At 68.5% G+C, this 14,176-nt stretch carries 14 protein-coding genes; 10 read left to right on the top strand and 4 right to left on the bottom strand.

What is annotated here, in order from left to right; translation table 11 throughout:
- Window positions 1–29: 29 nt before the first annotated feature.
- Complete coding sequence (locus AKG07_RS09195) at window positions 30–431, top strand: GNAT family N-acetyltransferase (protein WP_308418025.1); 402 nt, start codon at window positions 30–32, stop codon at window positions 429–431.
- Between the two features lie 441 nt (window positions 432–872).
- Window positions 873–2,375, top strand: coding sequence for an HNH endonuclease signature motif containing protein (locus tag AKG07_RS09190; protein WP_053097591.1), 1,503 nt, complete (start codon window positions 873–875; stop codon window positions 2,373–2,375).
- Between the two features lie 202 nt (window positions 2,376–2,577).
- Here the strand turns inward: AKG07_RS09190 and AKG07_RS09185 are convergent, their stop codons facing one another.
- Window positions 2,578–3,231 (bottom strand): response regulator, encoded by a 654-nt coding sequence (locus tag AKG07_RS09185; RefSeq protein ID WP_222839407.1) that lies wholly within the window; start codon window positions 3,229–3,231, stop codon window positions 2,578–2,580.
- Window positions 3,232–3,457: 226 nt separating this feature from the next.
- On the opposite strand from AKG07_RS09185, the gene AKG07_RS09180 reads away from it, so the two are divergent.
- The gene (locus AKG07_RS09180) at window positions 3,458–4,600 is read left to right on the top strand and encodes a sensor histidine kinase (protein WP_053097589.1); all 1,143 of its coding nucleotides are present in this window, start codon (window positions 3,458–3,460) and stop codon (window positions 4,598–4,600) included.
- A 316-nt stretch (window positions 4,601–4,916) separates the two neighbouring features.
- Here AKG07_RS09180 and AKG07_RS09175 read toward each other — a convergent pair whose 3' ends face one another.
- On the bottom strand, window positions 4,917–5,660 hold the full coding sequence (locus AKG07_RS09175; RefSeq protein WP_053097588.1) for a GntR family transcriptional regulator: 744 nt from the start codon (window positions 5,658–5,660) through the stop codon (window positions 4,917–4,919).
- 170 nt (window positions 5,661–5,830) lie between these two features.
- Between AKG07_RS09175 and AKG07_RS09170 the strand changes: the two genes are divergently transcribed.
- The 6 genes from AKG07_RS09170 (at window position 5,831) to AKG07_RS09145 (ending at window position 12,439) form a co-directional block, all read left to right on the top strand.
- Entirely contained in the window at window positions 5,831–6,760 is a 930-nt protein-coding gene (locus tag AKG07_RS09170; protein ID WP_053097587.1) for a phosphate/phosphite/phosphonate ABC transporter substrate-binding protein, read from the top strand.
- Window positions 6,761–6,889: 129 nt separating this feature from the next.
- Complete coding sequence (gene phnC, locus AKG07_RS09165) at window positions 6,890–7,735, top strand: phosphonate ABC transporter ATP-binding protein (protein ID WP_053097586.1); 846 nt, start codon at window positions 6,890–6,892, stop codon at window positions 7,733–7,735.
- On the top strand, window positions 7,732–9,468 hold the full coding sequence (gene phnE / locus AKG07_RS09160; protein ID WP_053097585.1) for a phosphonate ABC transporter, permease protein PhnE: 1,737 nt from the start codon (window positions 7,732–7,734) through the stop codon (window positions 9,466–9,468). Before phnC ends, phnE begins: the two co-directional genes overlap by 4 nt.
- Window positions 9,465–10,613 carry a TIGR03364 family FAD-dependent oxidoreductase gene (locus AKG07_RS09155; protein ID WP_053097584.1) on the top strand — a complete coding sequence of 383 codons (1,149 nt, stop codon included), beginning with the start codon at window positions 9,465–9,467 and terminating at the stop codon, window positions 10,611–10,613. The genes phnE and AKG07_RS09155 overlap by 4 nt, the downstream gene beginning before the upstream one ends.
- Window positions 10,610–11,341 (top strand): HAD family hydrolase, encoded by a 732-nt coding sequence (locus AKG07_RS09150; RefSeq protein WP_053097583.1) that lies wholly within the window; start codon window positions 10,610–10,612, stop codon window positions 11,339–11,341. The genes AKG07_RS09155 and AKG07_RS09150 overlap by 4 nt, the downstream gene beginning before the upstream one ends.
- Before the next feature lie 9 nt (window positions 11,342–11,350).
- Entirely contained in the window at window positions 11,351–12,439 is a 1,089-nt protein-coding gene (locus AKG07_RS09145; protein ID WP_053097582.1) for an alcohol dehydrogenase catalytic domain-containing protein, read from the top strand.
- Window positions 12,440–12,472: 33 nt separating this feature from the next.
- On the opposite strand, the gene AKG07_RS09140 is transcribed toward AKG07_RS09145, so the two are convergent.
- Window positions 12,473–13,051, bottom strand: a complete 579-nt coding sequence (locus AKG07_RS09140; protein ID WP_053097581.1) for a CinA family protein — start codon at window positions 13,049–13,051, stop codon at window positions 12,473–12,475.
- Window positions 13,048–13,569 carry an FHA domain-containing protein gene (locus AKG07_RS09135; protein WP_053097580.1) on the bottom strand — a complete coding sequence of 174 codons (522 nt, stop codon included), beginning with the start codon at window positions 13,567–13,569 and terminating at the stop codon, window positions 13,048–13,050. The genes AKG07_RS09140 and AKG07_RS09135 overlap by 4 nt, the downstream gene beginning before the upstream one ends.
- 171 nt (window positions 13,570–13,740) lie before the next feature.
- On the opposite strand from AKG07_RS09135, the gene AKG07_RS09130 reads away from it, so the two are divergent.
- Entirely contained in the window at window positions 13,741–14,091 is a 351-nt protein-coding gene (locus tag AKG07_RS09130; protein ID WP_053097579.1) for a DUF7882 family protein, read from the top strand.
- Window positions 14,092–14,176 lie beyond the last annotated feature (85 nt).

Below are 14,176 nucleotides of genomic sequence, written 5' to 3'. Positions count from 1 at the left end.
GAGAGAGCAGTCCGTCGGATGCGCACTGGATGTCGGAGCTGCGAGCGATCGTCATGCGTGCCGATCTGGAGCGTCTCGGACGCTTCGACCCGGTGCGTGTGCGGCAGCGGTTCCTCGATGGGTTCGTCCCGCAGAACACGCGAGTGATCGTGGTTGCCGGGCAGGACGTGGGCCTCATCGCGGTGAGGCCCGAGAGCGACGCGGTGTGGATCGAGCACTTCTACCTCGATCCCGCTCAGCAGGGCCGCGGCCTCGGCTCCGCGGTGCTGGCGGACGCCTTGGAGACGCGTCATGCGGGCGATGACCGGCCGTTCCGCCTCAATGTGCTGCAGGGCAGTCCGGCGCGACGGCTGTACGAGAGGCACGGCTTCGAGCTCGAGCGCGAAGACGCGGTCGACGTCTTCATGAAGGCCGAGCCGCTCCGGCGCTGATCGAGTGCCCCGTGACGGGTGCTCGGTCTGGGGTCTCGTTCCTCGTGTCTGGGTCCTTGTTCCTCGTTCCTCGTGTCTTGTTCCTCGTTCCTCGTGTCTCGTTCCTCGTTCCTCGTTTCTCGTGTCTCGTGTCTCGTTCCTCGTGTCTCGTTCCTCGTGTCTCGTTCCTCGTGTCTCGTTCCTCGTGTCTCGTTCCTCGTGTCTCGTTCCTCGTGTCTCGTTCCTCGTTCCTCGTGTCTCGTTCCTCGTGTCTCGTGTCTCGTTCCTCGTGTCTCGTTCCTCGTTCCTCTTGTCTCTTCTGCCCTCGTTGACTGGTCTCTCCGCTCCTCTTGTGCCTGCGTTGTGCGGCATTCCGGGAGATTGGAATACGTGCTCTGATCTGGTCTAAATCGGACTGGTTTCGGGGGTCGAATGTCGGTGGCCCCGTGTTGACTCGAGGGTATGAACAGCATCGTGGAGCGTCTGGGTCGGGTCGTCGCTGACCTTGATGCGGTGCCGTGTGATGACGCGTTGGCGGGGTTGAGCGATGCGGAGCGTGTCGCGGTGCTGCAGGCGGCGGGGGCGGTGTTCCGGCGGGCCGAGGCGGTGATCGTGGAGACCGTGGCGACCGGGGATCCTGCGGATTTTCCGCATGCGGCAGGGTGTCGCGGGGTGAACGAGCTGGTGCAGCGGATGGTGGGCGTGGATGTGCGGGGTGCGTCCCGGGTCGACAGGGTCGTCGATCTGGTGCGCCGGCCGGTGAGTCTGGCGGGGGAGCGGATGCCGGCGCGGTGGTCGGAGATGCGCGTGGCCTTGTTGGATGGTGTGGTGGGTGTCACGGGGTTTCTGGCGGCGACGGGCCCGATCGAGCGGGTGTGGGACCGGTTGAGCGTGGATCAGCGGTTGGCGGCGGATGTGGCGTTGGCGGGGTGCGCCCGCGGGCACGGGATCGGCGGGGGCGCGGATTCTGGTCCGGCGCCGACGGTGCAGGATCTGAAAGCTCTTGCGGAGGATCTCGCCTCGATGCTCGACCCGGACGGGGAGGAGCCGAAGGATGAGGACGCGCGGCGCAAGCGCGGGATCACGATCGGTCGTCTCACGGACGGGATGCATGCGATCCGGGGGTATCTGACTCCGGATGCCGCGGCGCAGTTGCAGCTGATCCTGGACGCGATGCTGAACCCGAAGGGTGACGGCCCGCCCATGCCGGGAGTGTTCTTCACCCCCAGCGGTGACACCGGTCACACAGACACAGGTGCTGACCCGGGTGTTGATCCGTTCAATGTGGATGAGCGCAGCGTGCTCGATGATCGCACCGCGTCGCAGAAACGCCACGATGCTCTCGCCGCCGCTCTCGCGATAGCCGCCCGTCACAAGGACATGCCCACGCTCGGTGGTGCCTCCCCGGTGCTCGTCGTCACCGTTAACGCGACAGACCTCGCCCACCATGCGGAAGGTTCTGCTTTCGGTGCGGGCATCGCCGGCGCGGGTGGTGGTGCGGGCAGCGGCGGGTGGGCGACGATCCCTGGATCCGGTGCGCATGTGCCTGTGTCCGTCGCGGCGCAGACCGCATGTGCGGGGGCGATCCAGCGGGTGCTCCTGGACGAGGGGCGCATCATCGGGATCAGCACCACCGACCGCGTGTTCACCGTGCATCAACGCCGGGCGATCATCGCCCGCGACAAGGAATGCCTCATCCCCGGGTGTCACGTGCCCGCATCCTGGTGCGAGATCCATCACGTCACCGAACACGCCCGCGGTGGGCCGACCCACACCGACAACGGTGTGCCTCTGTGCTGGTGGCACCACCGATCCCTGGGCAGCTCGCAGTGGGAGATCCGCATGAACCACGGGCTCCCCGAAGTCCGTGGACCGAACTGGTGGGACCCCGACCAACGCTGGCGCACCCCACAACACAGCCTCCCCGCGGACCGTGACCGAAGGCGCCTCGTTCGAACCGGGTGATACGCGGCGGCATCCTCACGGCAAGTGCTGCTGATCCCGAACAGCGGGCCGGACTCAGCGGGCCAGCCCCAGCGGGCCAGACTCACAGTGCCCGGCTCAACGGGCTCGCCTCAGCAGTCTCACTCCAATGATCCCGCCGGTCAGCGATCTCGCCGGTCAGCGGTCTCGCCGGTCAGCGGTCTCGCCGGTCAGCGGTCCCGCCTCAGCGGAAGTCGACCAGCCCGGCGTGCGCTGCCGTGACGAGGATCTGCACGCGATCGCGCACGTGCCACTTCGACATGATGCGGCCGAGGTGGGCCTTCACGGTTCCCTCCGACACGATCAGTGTGCGCGCGATCTCGGCGTTGGACATCCCCTGCGCGAGTCGCTGCAGCACCTCCTGCTCGCGATCCGTGAGCGCCTCCAGGGTGTCGTCGCCCCCGACGGGCTCCGTATCCCGCACGTGCTTGATCAGCAGCGACGCGATCCGCGGCGACAGCGAGCTCGCTCCGCTGTACACCTCTCGCACACCCTCGAGAATGCTCGCCGCGCTCGAGTCCTTCAGCAGATAGCCCGACGCACCTGCGCTGAGCATCGGAAGCACGGTATCGCTGCCGTCCAGCGTGGTGACCGCGAGGATCTTGATCTCAGGCCAGCGTTCGCTGATCACCGCCGTCGCCTCGATGCCGTTCATCTCCGGCATCTGCACGTCCATCATCACGACGTCGGGACGCTCGCGTTCCACGACCTCGATGCCCTCGAGCCCGGACTCCGCCTCGGCGATCACCGTGATCTCCGGGTCGCGGGAGACGAAGTGAGAGAGCGCTGAGCGCACCAGGGGATCGTCATCGACGATCACGACGCGGATTTGGGACATGGAGGAAGCCTAACCGGGGTCTACCTGCGGCGCGAGGTATTAGACCTTTGGCTATCGAGGTGTAGCCGTGAGACAGATGTGCTGCTCGCAGATCACCGAGAAGATGAGTACATCGCTAGTCAAAAGTGCAATAAAGGAGGTGAACGTATATGTCTTTCTGGAACCAGGTTGGTCACTTCTTCGGCTTCTACCGCTAATATATATGGCGAAAAGGAGATACTGAAGTATGGCTTCAAGTCTTTCGACGGGTGACCGCTCTGACGTCACCCGACTCGGCAGGGGCGAGAAGCTCAGCACGATAGAACGCATCGCCGTTTTGGCGGTCGTCGGGACCATCGTCATCTTCGACATCGTCGGACTGTTCCTCCCTCCGGGGTTGGAGCCTCTGACAGCGGCAATCGGGATCGCATCCACTGCAGTCCTCGGCCTCTTCCTCTGGTCGCCACTCATCGCGACATACGCCCTCGGCGTCGTGTTCGCCCTATCCTTCATCCCCGGCATCGAAGCCCAGGTGCTGACCGTCGCCGCTTTCGCGGCCGGCTTGATCGTGCGCCTGGGGTGGACCTCACTGGTCCTGTCCTATGTCGGAGTCTTCCTCGTCGCATCCGCGTTGGTCGCCATGGGCGATTCGACGGATGCGTTCAACATCGGCATCTTCCTGGTCGGCGCCGCAGTATCCGGAGCCGTCGGCTATGCGCTTCGCCTGGCATTCGCTCGAGGGCGGACGCTAGAGATGCAACTGGCCGAGAAGGCCGAGCAGGAACGCCAGGCAGTACTCGCTGAGCGGCGCTGGATCGCCGGCGAGCTGCACGACAGCATCGCGCACCACCTCACCGTGGTGGCGCTGCACGTGCAGATGCTCGACGACGATCGCACGAGCAGAGATTCGCAGGAGGCGATTCGCATCGCCGCACGCAAGGCGATGACCGACCTCCGCTTCGTGATCGACCTCGCAGACGACGGACCCCGCTCCGAGGGAATGCCCTCCGGTGATCTGGTGGCCTCCGTCGAGGAGGCCGCGCAGGAGTTCGAAGCCGCCGGCCATGCCGTGGCCGTCATCGGCGACCCTTCCGATGAGCGCGTCCCGCGGGCCGCCGAGATCATCCTCGCGCGCATCATGCGAGAGTCCGCCACCAACGTCCTCAAGTACGCCGGCGCGGGCGAAGTCGAGATCCGATTCGACATCGACGACGACGCCGCGAAGATGGCGGTGAGCAGTCCGCTCTCCATCACGCCGCGTCGCGAGCTCTCCTCGAGCCGCACGGGCATCGGCCGCATGGCCGAACGGGTTCTCGGTGCCAGCGGCGAATTCAACGCCGGCGAAGTCGACGGCCGCTGGGTCGTCTCGGCGCTGCTGCCGATCGTCTGACGCCTCCGGCATCCCAGCATCCCGGCTTGAAAATGGCAGGGGATTGCGTATCGGTATTCCGGTACGCTGGGAGCCAGATCCGCGGAATTCCGGGGTTTTCGACGTGAAACCTAGACGAAAGTCCAGGGTAGATCTCGACTATAGACCGTGTTCCATGGTGTAGCCGGGCGCTTACATTGGGTATACCCCAGAAATAGCGCATCCCCAGCGCTGTGATCGCGAGCGCGGTCTTTGGAATCTGATCCCCATCGCGCTCGCGATCGGCTTCTTCCGACGAGTCACCTCGAGGAATCGATGCCGATCGACTGGCCGGCTGTCAGCCGCCCACCGCACGCATGTAGTGCCCGTCCGTCGAGATCCCCGACGCCGCGACCGTGAACCGCACCACCTCGCTGAGGTAGCGATCTTCGGATGCCTCGAAGATGCGCCCGCCCGCATCACGGGAGATGCGGCTGAGTCGAAGGATCGGCGTTCCCTGCGGCACGCGCAGCAGGGCGGCATCCTGCTCGTCGGCGGCGACGGCGTCGATCTGGTGCTCGAGCCCGACGATCGGGTGTCCCACCGACCCGAGGTACTCCGTGATCGAGATCTCGTCCGTGTCGACGTCGAGCAGTCGTCGTCCTACTGCCTCGGTGTAGAAGAGCCGCTCGAGCATCGTCGGCCGGCCGTCGAGCAGGCGCAGTCGCACGACGCTGACGACCGTGTCGTCGGGCGACACTCCGAGCAGTTCTGCGCGGTCACCGGCCCTGCGAAGGCTCAACTCCTGCGTCTGCGCGCCCGGAGTCACCCCGAGATCGCGGGCCCAGCGAGTGAACGGCACCGACACATCGACCGCCTGGCTGGCCTTGCGCGACACGACCCGCGCGGGGCGTCCCCGCCCCGTCTCGATCAGGCCCTCTCCGCGCAGGGCGGCGAGAGCGTTCCTGATCGGACCCCGCGAGGTGCGCCACCGTTCGGCGAGCTCCGCCTCGGTCGGCACGTCGTCGCCGGGGCGCAGGGTGCCCGCCGCGATCTGCGCGCGGAGGTCGTCTGCGATCTGGGTGTATACAGCTTCGGCCACATAGGCATACTACTTCGCTATCGAGGTGGAACGGTTGCGCGTTCCCTCGCCGTTCATCCGAGGAAAGCTCGGGTGAACGGACCTTGAACTCTTCCAAGTTAGGTACATATCTTGGCTGTTGTCCTGTCAGAGTGGCTCGTGGATCACCCCTCCCACTCCGAAAGGTCCTCATGAAGCTCCGCGCTCTCCCCGTACTCGCCGGCGCCGCGATCCTCGCGCTCGGCCTCGCCGCCTGCTCCGGCTCCGCAGAGGCCACCGGCGCGTCCGGTGCCGACGCATCATCGGCCGCCGGCGGATTCGCCGTCGACGAGAACACGCTCGTCTTCGGCGTCGTGCCCGACTCGGTCGACACCGAGACGAACTACCAGCCGCTCATGGACTACATCGCCGAGATCACCGGCAAGACGGTGGAGTACCACGAGTCCACCGACTACGCGGCGCTCATCGAGGCCGCGGTCGCCGGCAAGGTCGATGTCGCCTCGTTCTCGGGTTTCACCTACGTCACCGCCACGAACAACGGCGCGAAGCTCACCCCGATCTCCTCGATCGTGACCGAGGAGGGCCAGGAGCCCGGGTACTACTCCCAGGCCATCGTGCCTGCCGACAGCGACATCTCGAGCATCGAGGACTTCGCCGGCAAGAAGGTCTGCTTCGTCGATCCCTCGTCGACGTCGGGATACCTCTTCCCCTCCTACAACCTGCTCGAGGCGGGCATCGACCCCAAGACCGACATCACGCCCGTCTTCGCGGGCAAGCATGACGTGAGCGTGCAGAAGGTCGGCGAAGGCGTCGAGTGCGAGGTCGGATTCGCCGAGGACTCCGAGGTCGAGAAGTCGGATGCCGTCAAGGTCATCGACGAGACCATGGTCCCCGGAGCGCCGCTCGTCTACTCGTCGACTCTGCCGGACGACGTCGCGCAGGAGCTCATCGACGGACTCTCCGAGATCACGATCGACGACATCATCGCCGCCGGCATCGAGGGCGCGGACACTGATGCGTTCCGCAGCGTGTTCTACGCCACCAAGCCCGTCGACGACGCGTACTACGACCTGATCCGCGACATCTGCAAGGAGACCGAAGCGGAGCAGTGCCAGGGCTGACGCCCGATCGCTGACCGCAGCGTCAGCCGAGCGCCCCCGTTCCGCAGTGTGCTCCCACCCCGGAGCAGCGGAGCGCGGGGCGCTCACCCGCAAGAATCACGCTCGACGCCACGACCCTGGAGAACTGACATGAACACGGCAACCGATGCCCTCATCCGCCTGGACGGTGTGACGAAGACCTTCGGCTCGACCACCGCGCTGAAGAACGCATCGCTGCAGGTCTCACGCGGCGAGATCGTCGTGCTGCTCGGGCTCTCCGGCTCGGGCAAGTCGACGCTGCTGCGGCACCTCGACGGTCTCGAGGTGCCGACCTCGGGCGAGATCGAGGTGCTCGGCGCGAAGGTCCCGACGCTCAAGGGCAAGGCGCTGCGCGCCCTCCGCAGCCGGGTGGGATTCATCTTCCAGCAGTTCGAGCTCGTGCCCTCGCTGACGGTGCTCGAGAACGTGCTCACCGGATCTCTGTCGGAGGTCCGCGGCCCGCGGCTCGGCCTGTGGGGCTACTCGAAGGCGGCGAAGCTGCGCGCCCTCGAGCACCTCGATCGCGTCGGGCTGCTCGACCGGGCCTATCAGCGCAGCGACACCCTCTCAGGCGGCCAGCAGCAGCGCGTCGCGATCGCCCGCGCCCTGATGCAGAAGCCCGACATCCTGCTCGCCGACGAGCCCGTCGCATCCCTCGACCCGGAGTCCAGCGACCAGGTGATGGCACTGATCCGTGAGATCGCCGCCGACGAGGGGCTCACGGTCGTCTGCAGCCTGCACCAGGTCGACCTCGCGATCTCGTGGGCCGACCGCATCGTGGGGCTGCGCCACGGCGAGATCGTGCTCGACACCCCGACCGGCGACCTGACCAAGGCCGAGGTCATGGAGATCTACGGCCGCGTCGCCACGACCACCGCAGAGATCCGCGCCGTGCAGGACGAACTCACCGAGATCACGGTCGACGTCGCCCAGCTCGACAAGGCGCGGGCCTCATGACCGTCCTCTCGGACCCGCCGCGGGCGCACGCGACCCCCGCACGCACGAGTGTCGCCGATCGAGCTCCTCGCCGCCCGATCTCCGCCGAGCGCATCGCCGCCGGGCTGACGCTGCTGGCGCTCCTGGTGCTCGGCATCCTCGCGGTCGACGAGGTCGGCATCTCGATCCCGGCGATGGTGCAGAGCTGGGGCAACGCCGAGAACTTCATGGCCCGAGTCGGCGGCCTCTCGTTCCCTGAACCGGCCGACCTCGCCTGGCTGATCGCCCTCACCGTCGGGCTCGTGCTCGTCGGCACGTTGCTCGCCGCCGCCCTGTCGGTGCCGATCGCCTACCTCGCAGCCTCCAACACGACCCCCGGCAACGGATGGCGTGCCGCCGCGCGGTTCGTGGGAGTGCTCACCCGAGCGCTGCCGGACGTCGTGCTCGCGATGGCGTTCGTTCTCATGTTCTCGCTCGGCACCCTGCCCGGCATCCTCGCCATCGGCATCCATTCGATCGGGATGATCTCGAAGATGTTCGCCGACGCGATCGAGCAGATCGACGAGGGCCCCCGGCTCGCGATCCGCGCCGCGGGCGGATCGAAGATGCAGGAGTTCGCCTCAGGAATCCTTCCCCAGGTGCTGCCGAGCTGGGTCGCGACGGTGCTGCACCGCAACGACATCAACCTGCGCGGCAGCGTCGTGCTCGGCTACGTGGGCGTGGCCGGCCTCGGACTCGAGATGTCCTACGCCTTCAAGTCGCTGAACTACGGCAAGGGCCTCGGCATCGCCCTGGTCATCTTCGTCCTGTGCGTCGTGATGGAGATCGTGTCGAGCCTGGTGCGCGGGGCAATGCTCGGCCAGCAGCGGCAGACGCGGTCGTGGATCGACCGCATCATCCACCCGCGACTGCGCGGGGCGACGGGCGCGGCGACGACGGAGCGCCCGGAGTGGGCGGCCAGCCCGCAGACCGCCGTGCGTCGACCGTGGACCGCGGAGCGGGTGCGCAACACGACCGGCATCGTGACGGCGGTGCTCGTCGTCATCGGCAGCGTCGTCGTCAACCAGATCAACTGGATGGACTTCTTCACCTTCTGGGGCAAGCTCCCCGAGGTCGCGGCGAAGTTCTGGCCGCCGTCATTCGGCAGCTACGAGGCGTCGGCGATGATCGCGGCCATGCGAGACACGGTCGCGATCGCACTCGCGGCGACGGTGCTCACGCTGCTGCCGTCGCTGATCCTCGGCTCCCTCGCCGCGAGCAACGTCTCACCCGGAGCGGGAGCGCGGGGCATCGCGCGCTTCCTGCTCGTCGGCATCCGCGGCATTCCCGAGCTGATCCTCGCGATCGTGCTCGTCGTCATCACCGGCCTCGGCGCCCAGGCGGGAGTCATCGCGCTGGCCATCGGCGGCATCGGTCTGCTCGGCAAGCTGATCGCCGATTCCCTCGAGGAGGTCGACCGTGGGCCCGAACGGGCCCTGCGGGCGGTCGGCGCCACCCGGCTGCAGACCTACGCCTCGGCGACCGTGCCGCAGGGCATGCAGGCGCTCATCGGGCACAGCTTCTACATGCTCGACACGAACATCCGCGCCGCGACCATCCTCGGCATCGTCGGCGGAGGCGGTGTCGGGTACTACCTGCTCAACGCCAGCCAGGGTTCGCGCTATGAGACCGTGACGGCGATCGTGCTGATGATCCTCGTCACCGTGCTCGTCGTCGAAGGGCTCGCGATGTGGATGCGCAAGGTGTTCCGATGAGCGGCCGCGCCGGCTCGACCGACTCCGTCGACCTCGTGGTCGTCGGCTCGGGGATCATCGGCCTCGGCGCCGCGTACGCGGCGGTGCGGCGGGGTCTGAGCGTCGTCGTCGTCGACAGAGCGGATGCTCCCGTCGGCGCGACGATCCGCAACTTCGGCCACCTCTGCATCGGCGCGCAGACGGGGGAGGCCCGGCGCTACGCGGACCTGTCCAGAGACCTGTGGCTGCGCCTCGCTCAGGATGCGGGGTTCTGGATCCGCGAGTCGGGGACACTGGTCGCCGCCCGCCACGCCGACGAGATCGCTGTGCTCGAGCAGGCGGCGGCAGATGGCGGCATCCGGATGCTCGATGCGGATGAGCTGCTGCGCCTCGCCCCGCTCCGTCGCCGGGGACTCCTCGGCGGAGCGCACATCGAGACCGACCTGCAGACCGATCCGCGCACCGCCGCCGCGGCGATCGTGCGGCACCTCGCAGGACTGGGCGTCGACTTCCGCTTCCGCACGGCGGCGACCTCCGTCGCCGGACGCCGCGTCGAGACGACGAGAGGCGCGATCACCACGGGCGCGGTCGTCATCGCGGCGAATCACGACATCGACCAGCTGCTGCCGGAGGTGGCGGAACGGTCAGGCGTCGTCCGGTGCGCTCTCGACATGATGCGTGCAGCGGTGAGTCTCCGGCATCCGCTCTCCGCCCCGCTGCTGACCGGGTGGTCGCTCGTCCGCTACGGACGCTTCGCCGACGGTGCCGCCACCGCCGCGCTCCGCGATCGCCTGCATTCGGAGCGTCCGGACCTCGCCGCGCTCGATCTCAATCAGATGTACACGCAGCTGCCGGACGGCACGCTCATCATCGGCGACTCGCACGCCACATCGACCGCGCCGGAGCCGTTCCAACCCGAGGCCGCGTTCACGGCGTTCCTCGCCGAGGCGGAGGCGCTGTTCGAGATGCCGGCCCCACGGGTGCTGGAGCGCTGGCAGGGCGTGTATGCGAAGGCGTCGAAGGACTTCCTCATCGACACGGTCGACGAGGGGGTGCTGGTGCTCGCCGCGACCACCGGCATCGGAATGACCACGGGTCTGGGGCTCGCCGAAGAGAATCTCACCGCCGCCTTCGGGTGGACACCTGCAATGGAAGGAACCCCATGACCACTCAGCTCGACGCAGCTCCGGCACCGGCGCTCGAACTCATCGTGCTCGACATGGCCGGCACGACCGTGCTCGACGACGGGGTCGTCGAGACGGCGTTCCAGCGCGCCGCCGAACGCACCGGAGTCGCCGATCGGATGCCGTGGGATGACGCGCTCGCGCACGTGCGCGCCACCATGGGGCAGTCCAAGATCGAGGTCTTCACGCACCTTGCGGCAGGAGACCGTGCCGCCGCCGAGCGCGCGACGGCCGCATTCGAAGGCGCCTACGCCGAGATCGTGGCCGAGCAGGGGGTCACCGAGATCCCCGGGGCGGCCGATGCGATCCAGGGGCTGAAGGACGCCGGTCTGAGGGTCGTGCTCACGACCGGATTCGCGCCGGTCACCCGCGATGCGCTGATCGACGGTCTGGGCTGGCGCGGGCTCATCGACCTCGCCCTCTCGCCGGTCGACGCCGGGCGCGGGCGTCCGGCACCCGATCTCGTGCTTACGGCGCTGATCCGCACGCAGACCTCGTCGGTCGCCGCTGTCGCTGTCGCCGGAGACACGATCAGCGACGTCGAGTCGGGCCGCCGCGCAGGCGCCGGTCTCGTCGCCGGCGTCCTGACGGGCGCCCACGACGCACGCGCGCTCGAGCTCGCCGGTGCCGACGTCGTGCTCGAGGACGTGACGCATCTTCGCGGCACGCTCACCGAGCGCGGGCTGCTCCCTCTCGTGCCCACGGTCTGAGGCCCTGACATGGGAACTCTGCTGATCCGTCCTCCCGGCCACCGTCGCGACGTGGCCCTGCGGCCCGCGGCCACAGCGATGGTGTGGATCGGTGAGGGCCACCCGCACGAGATGATCGCCGTTCCCGGTGTCGCGCTCGGTGAGCACGACGTGCTCGTCGCCGTCGAGATGTCGACGATCTGCGGGTCCGACGTCCACACCGTGCACGGACGTCGGTCCGCCCCGGTGCCGCTGGTGCTCGGACACGAGAGCGTCGGACGTGTGATCGCCCTGGGCGACGGCGGGGCCTCGACGGTCGACGGCGTCCCCGTGCGCATCGGGGATCGGATCGTCTGGTCGGTCACGATCTCGTGCGGCACCTGCGACAGGTGCGCCCAGGGTGTGCCGCAGAAGTGCCGCACGCTCGGCAAGTACGGTCATGACCGCATCGGCGTGCACGGCGACCTCACCGGCGCGTTCGGCTCGCACGTCCAGGTGCGGGCGGGCACCGCGATCGTGCGGGTGCCCGAGTCCCTGCCGGCCGCGGTGCTCGCTCCGGCATCGTGCGCGACCGCGACCGCCTGGGCCGCCGTAGCCCGGGCTGCGCGCGATCACGACCTCGACGGCGCGACCGTCCGCATCCACGGAGCCGGACTCGTCGGGCTCTCGGCCGCGGCGATCGCGGTGGAGCACGGCGCGACGGTCGAGGTGCTCGACCCCGCACCCGAACGGCTGGCTCTGGCCGCACGCTTCGGCGCCGGTCCGATCGATCGTGACCCGGACGTCGTGATCGAGGCCTCGGGGCATGCCGTGGCCGAGGCGCTCGCCGGCGTCGCCACCGGGGGCACGGTCGTGCTGGTCGGGAGCGTCTTCCCTGCCGAGCCGGTGCCCCTCGACGCCGAGAGCATCGTTCGCCGGCTGGTGACCGTCACCGGCGTGCACAACTACACGGGATCGGAGCTCGCCGAGGCTGTCGCATTCCTCGCAGGACGAGGACGCGCCTACCCGTTCGTGGACGCGGTCGGCGAAGTGCGGCAGCTCGCCGACCTCGACGAGGCCATCACCGCGGCATCCGCTCCCGGCGCGCCGTTGCGCATCGGCGTCGTACCCGGACGCTGACGGGAGACGGGTCGAGCGCAGGAGAGCCAGGGCTCAGGCCGTGGGCTCTGCCGCGCCACCTTCCTCGGCGTCGTCTTCGGCGTCGTCTTCGGCAGCCGCGGATGCCGAAGACCCCGGTCCCGAGCGCCGCGGTCCCGCAGGGCGGATGCCCTCGGCATGGAAAGCGAGCAGCCGCATGGCGGTGTCGACCGTCTCGTCGAGGACTTCCTGCGGATCGCCGCTGAGCGCCAGCCTGCGGTGACCGACCCCGTCGGCCGTGGCCCATCCGACGTAGACGGTGCCGGGCTCGTGCCCGCCTTCAGGATCGGGCCCGCCGACCCCCGTCGTCGAGATGCAGACGTCGGCGTCGAACAGCCGCAGTGCGCTCGCGGCGAGATGCTCGGCGCACTCGGGGGAACACGGATCCGTTCCCGGCGTGAGTCCGAGCAGGCTCTCCTTCACATCGGTGAGGTAGGCCACGATGCCGCCGGCGAACCACGAACCGGCGTCGGCCCCCGCGCCGATCGTGCTCGCCAGACGTCCCGAGGTCAGGGATTCCACCACGCAGATGCGCAGTCCGCGCTCAGCGGCGACCTCGCTGACGCGGTCCAGCGGTGACTGCTCTGCTGTCACTTCTCTTCGGCGGAGTCCGCGTGCGTCGGGGCGTCGGACTCGATGGTCGCCTCGTCGGAGTAGTCGGGCCGCGGGGGCTGCAGCGGCTGGTCGGAGTACTCGCCGCCGAGGCGTCCGCCGTACGGGCGCCCGTGGTCGGCGAACTCGTCGCGGGCGTAGACCAGCTCCCACTCGCCGACGGTGAAGCGTGCGCCGGTGCGCAGCGTCTGGGTGCGATCGCCGGGGTGGGTGGCGGTGGCGTCGGGGTTGCTGTTCATCTCGCCCTCGCCGTGGAGTTCGAGGACGTACTCGTCACGGTCGTCGTGCGTGATCGTGGCGTGCACGGGGTCGGCGCCGTCGAGCCGCAGCTCGTTGTCGGCAGCGGAGCCGATGCGCACCACGTCGACCTCGAGGGCGAACTCGGCGCGCTCGCCGTCGCGCGTGACGCGCAGGCGCGGGTTGCCCTCGCCGAACTCGGCGTGAGTGGTCGTGGGGGTGTAGCCCTCATCGGAACGGTCGTCGATGTGTCGTGCGTTCATGGTGGGTCTCCTCGCGGTTCCTGCCAGGATATCGGCGAAGGGATCCGCACGCAGGGGGTTGACTTCGGCCCGCTCCGACCCCGTCTGGACAGCCCGCTCGGGCCGACGCATCGAGGGCCTGCGGTCCCATAAACTGCATGACGAAGACCTGCACACCAGAGGAGAGGGCGAATGGGCAAGTTCATCTACGAGGGCAGCGTGAAGACCGAGATCGAGGATCGCGCCCTCACCCACCTGCAGCTCGTGATGACCGCCAAGCTGCGACGCGCCGAGCCCTTCCCGTTCAGCTGGCGCGAAGACGCGAGCGTCGGCGGCGGCCGCACGACGGTGTGGGTGCAGCCGGGCAGCTCGCTCGTCTTCAAGTACTTCGGCAGCAGGCAGCCGTCGATCAACCGTGCCTGGATCGAGGCGCTCGCCTTCACCGCGAATGCGCCGAGCGGGCTGTATCTCGTTCCCGAGCCGCAGGACACGTCCGGCCCCGTCGCGCCGGCCGACGACGAGCCCGCCGCTCCCGGGGCCTGAGCGGCCCGCGCCATTCACCTGTCGCACCCCGATCGTCGATCGAGGTGTCGATTGTCAACCCCCTCCCGAGGGCGCCGACGGGCCG

The organism is Microbacterium sp. CGR1 (assembly GCF_001266755.1).
Lineage (GTDB): Bacteria > Actinomycetota > Actinomycetes > Actinomycetales > Microbacteriaceae > Microbacterium.
Note: the sequence above shows the minus strand (reverse complement) of the source record. Positions and strands in the feature narration are given on the sequence as shown.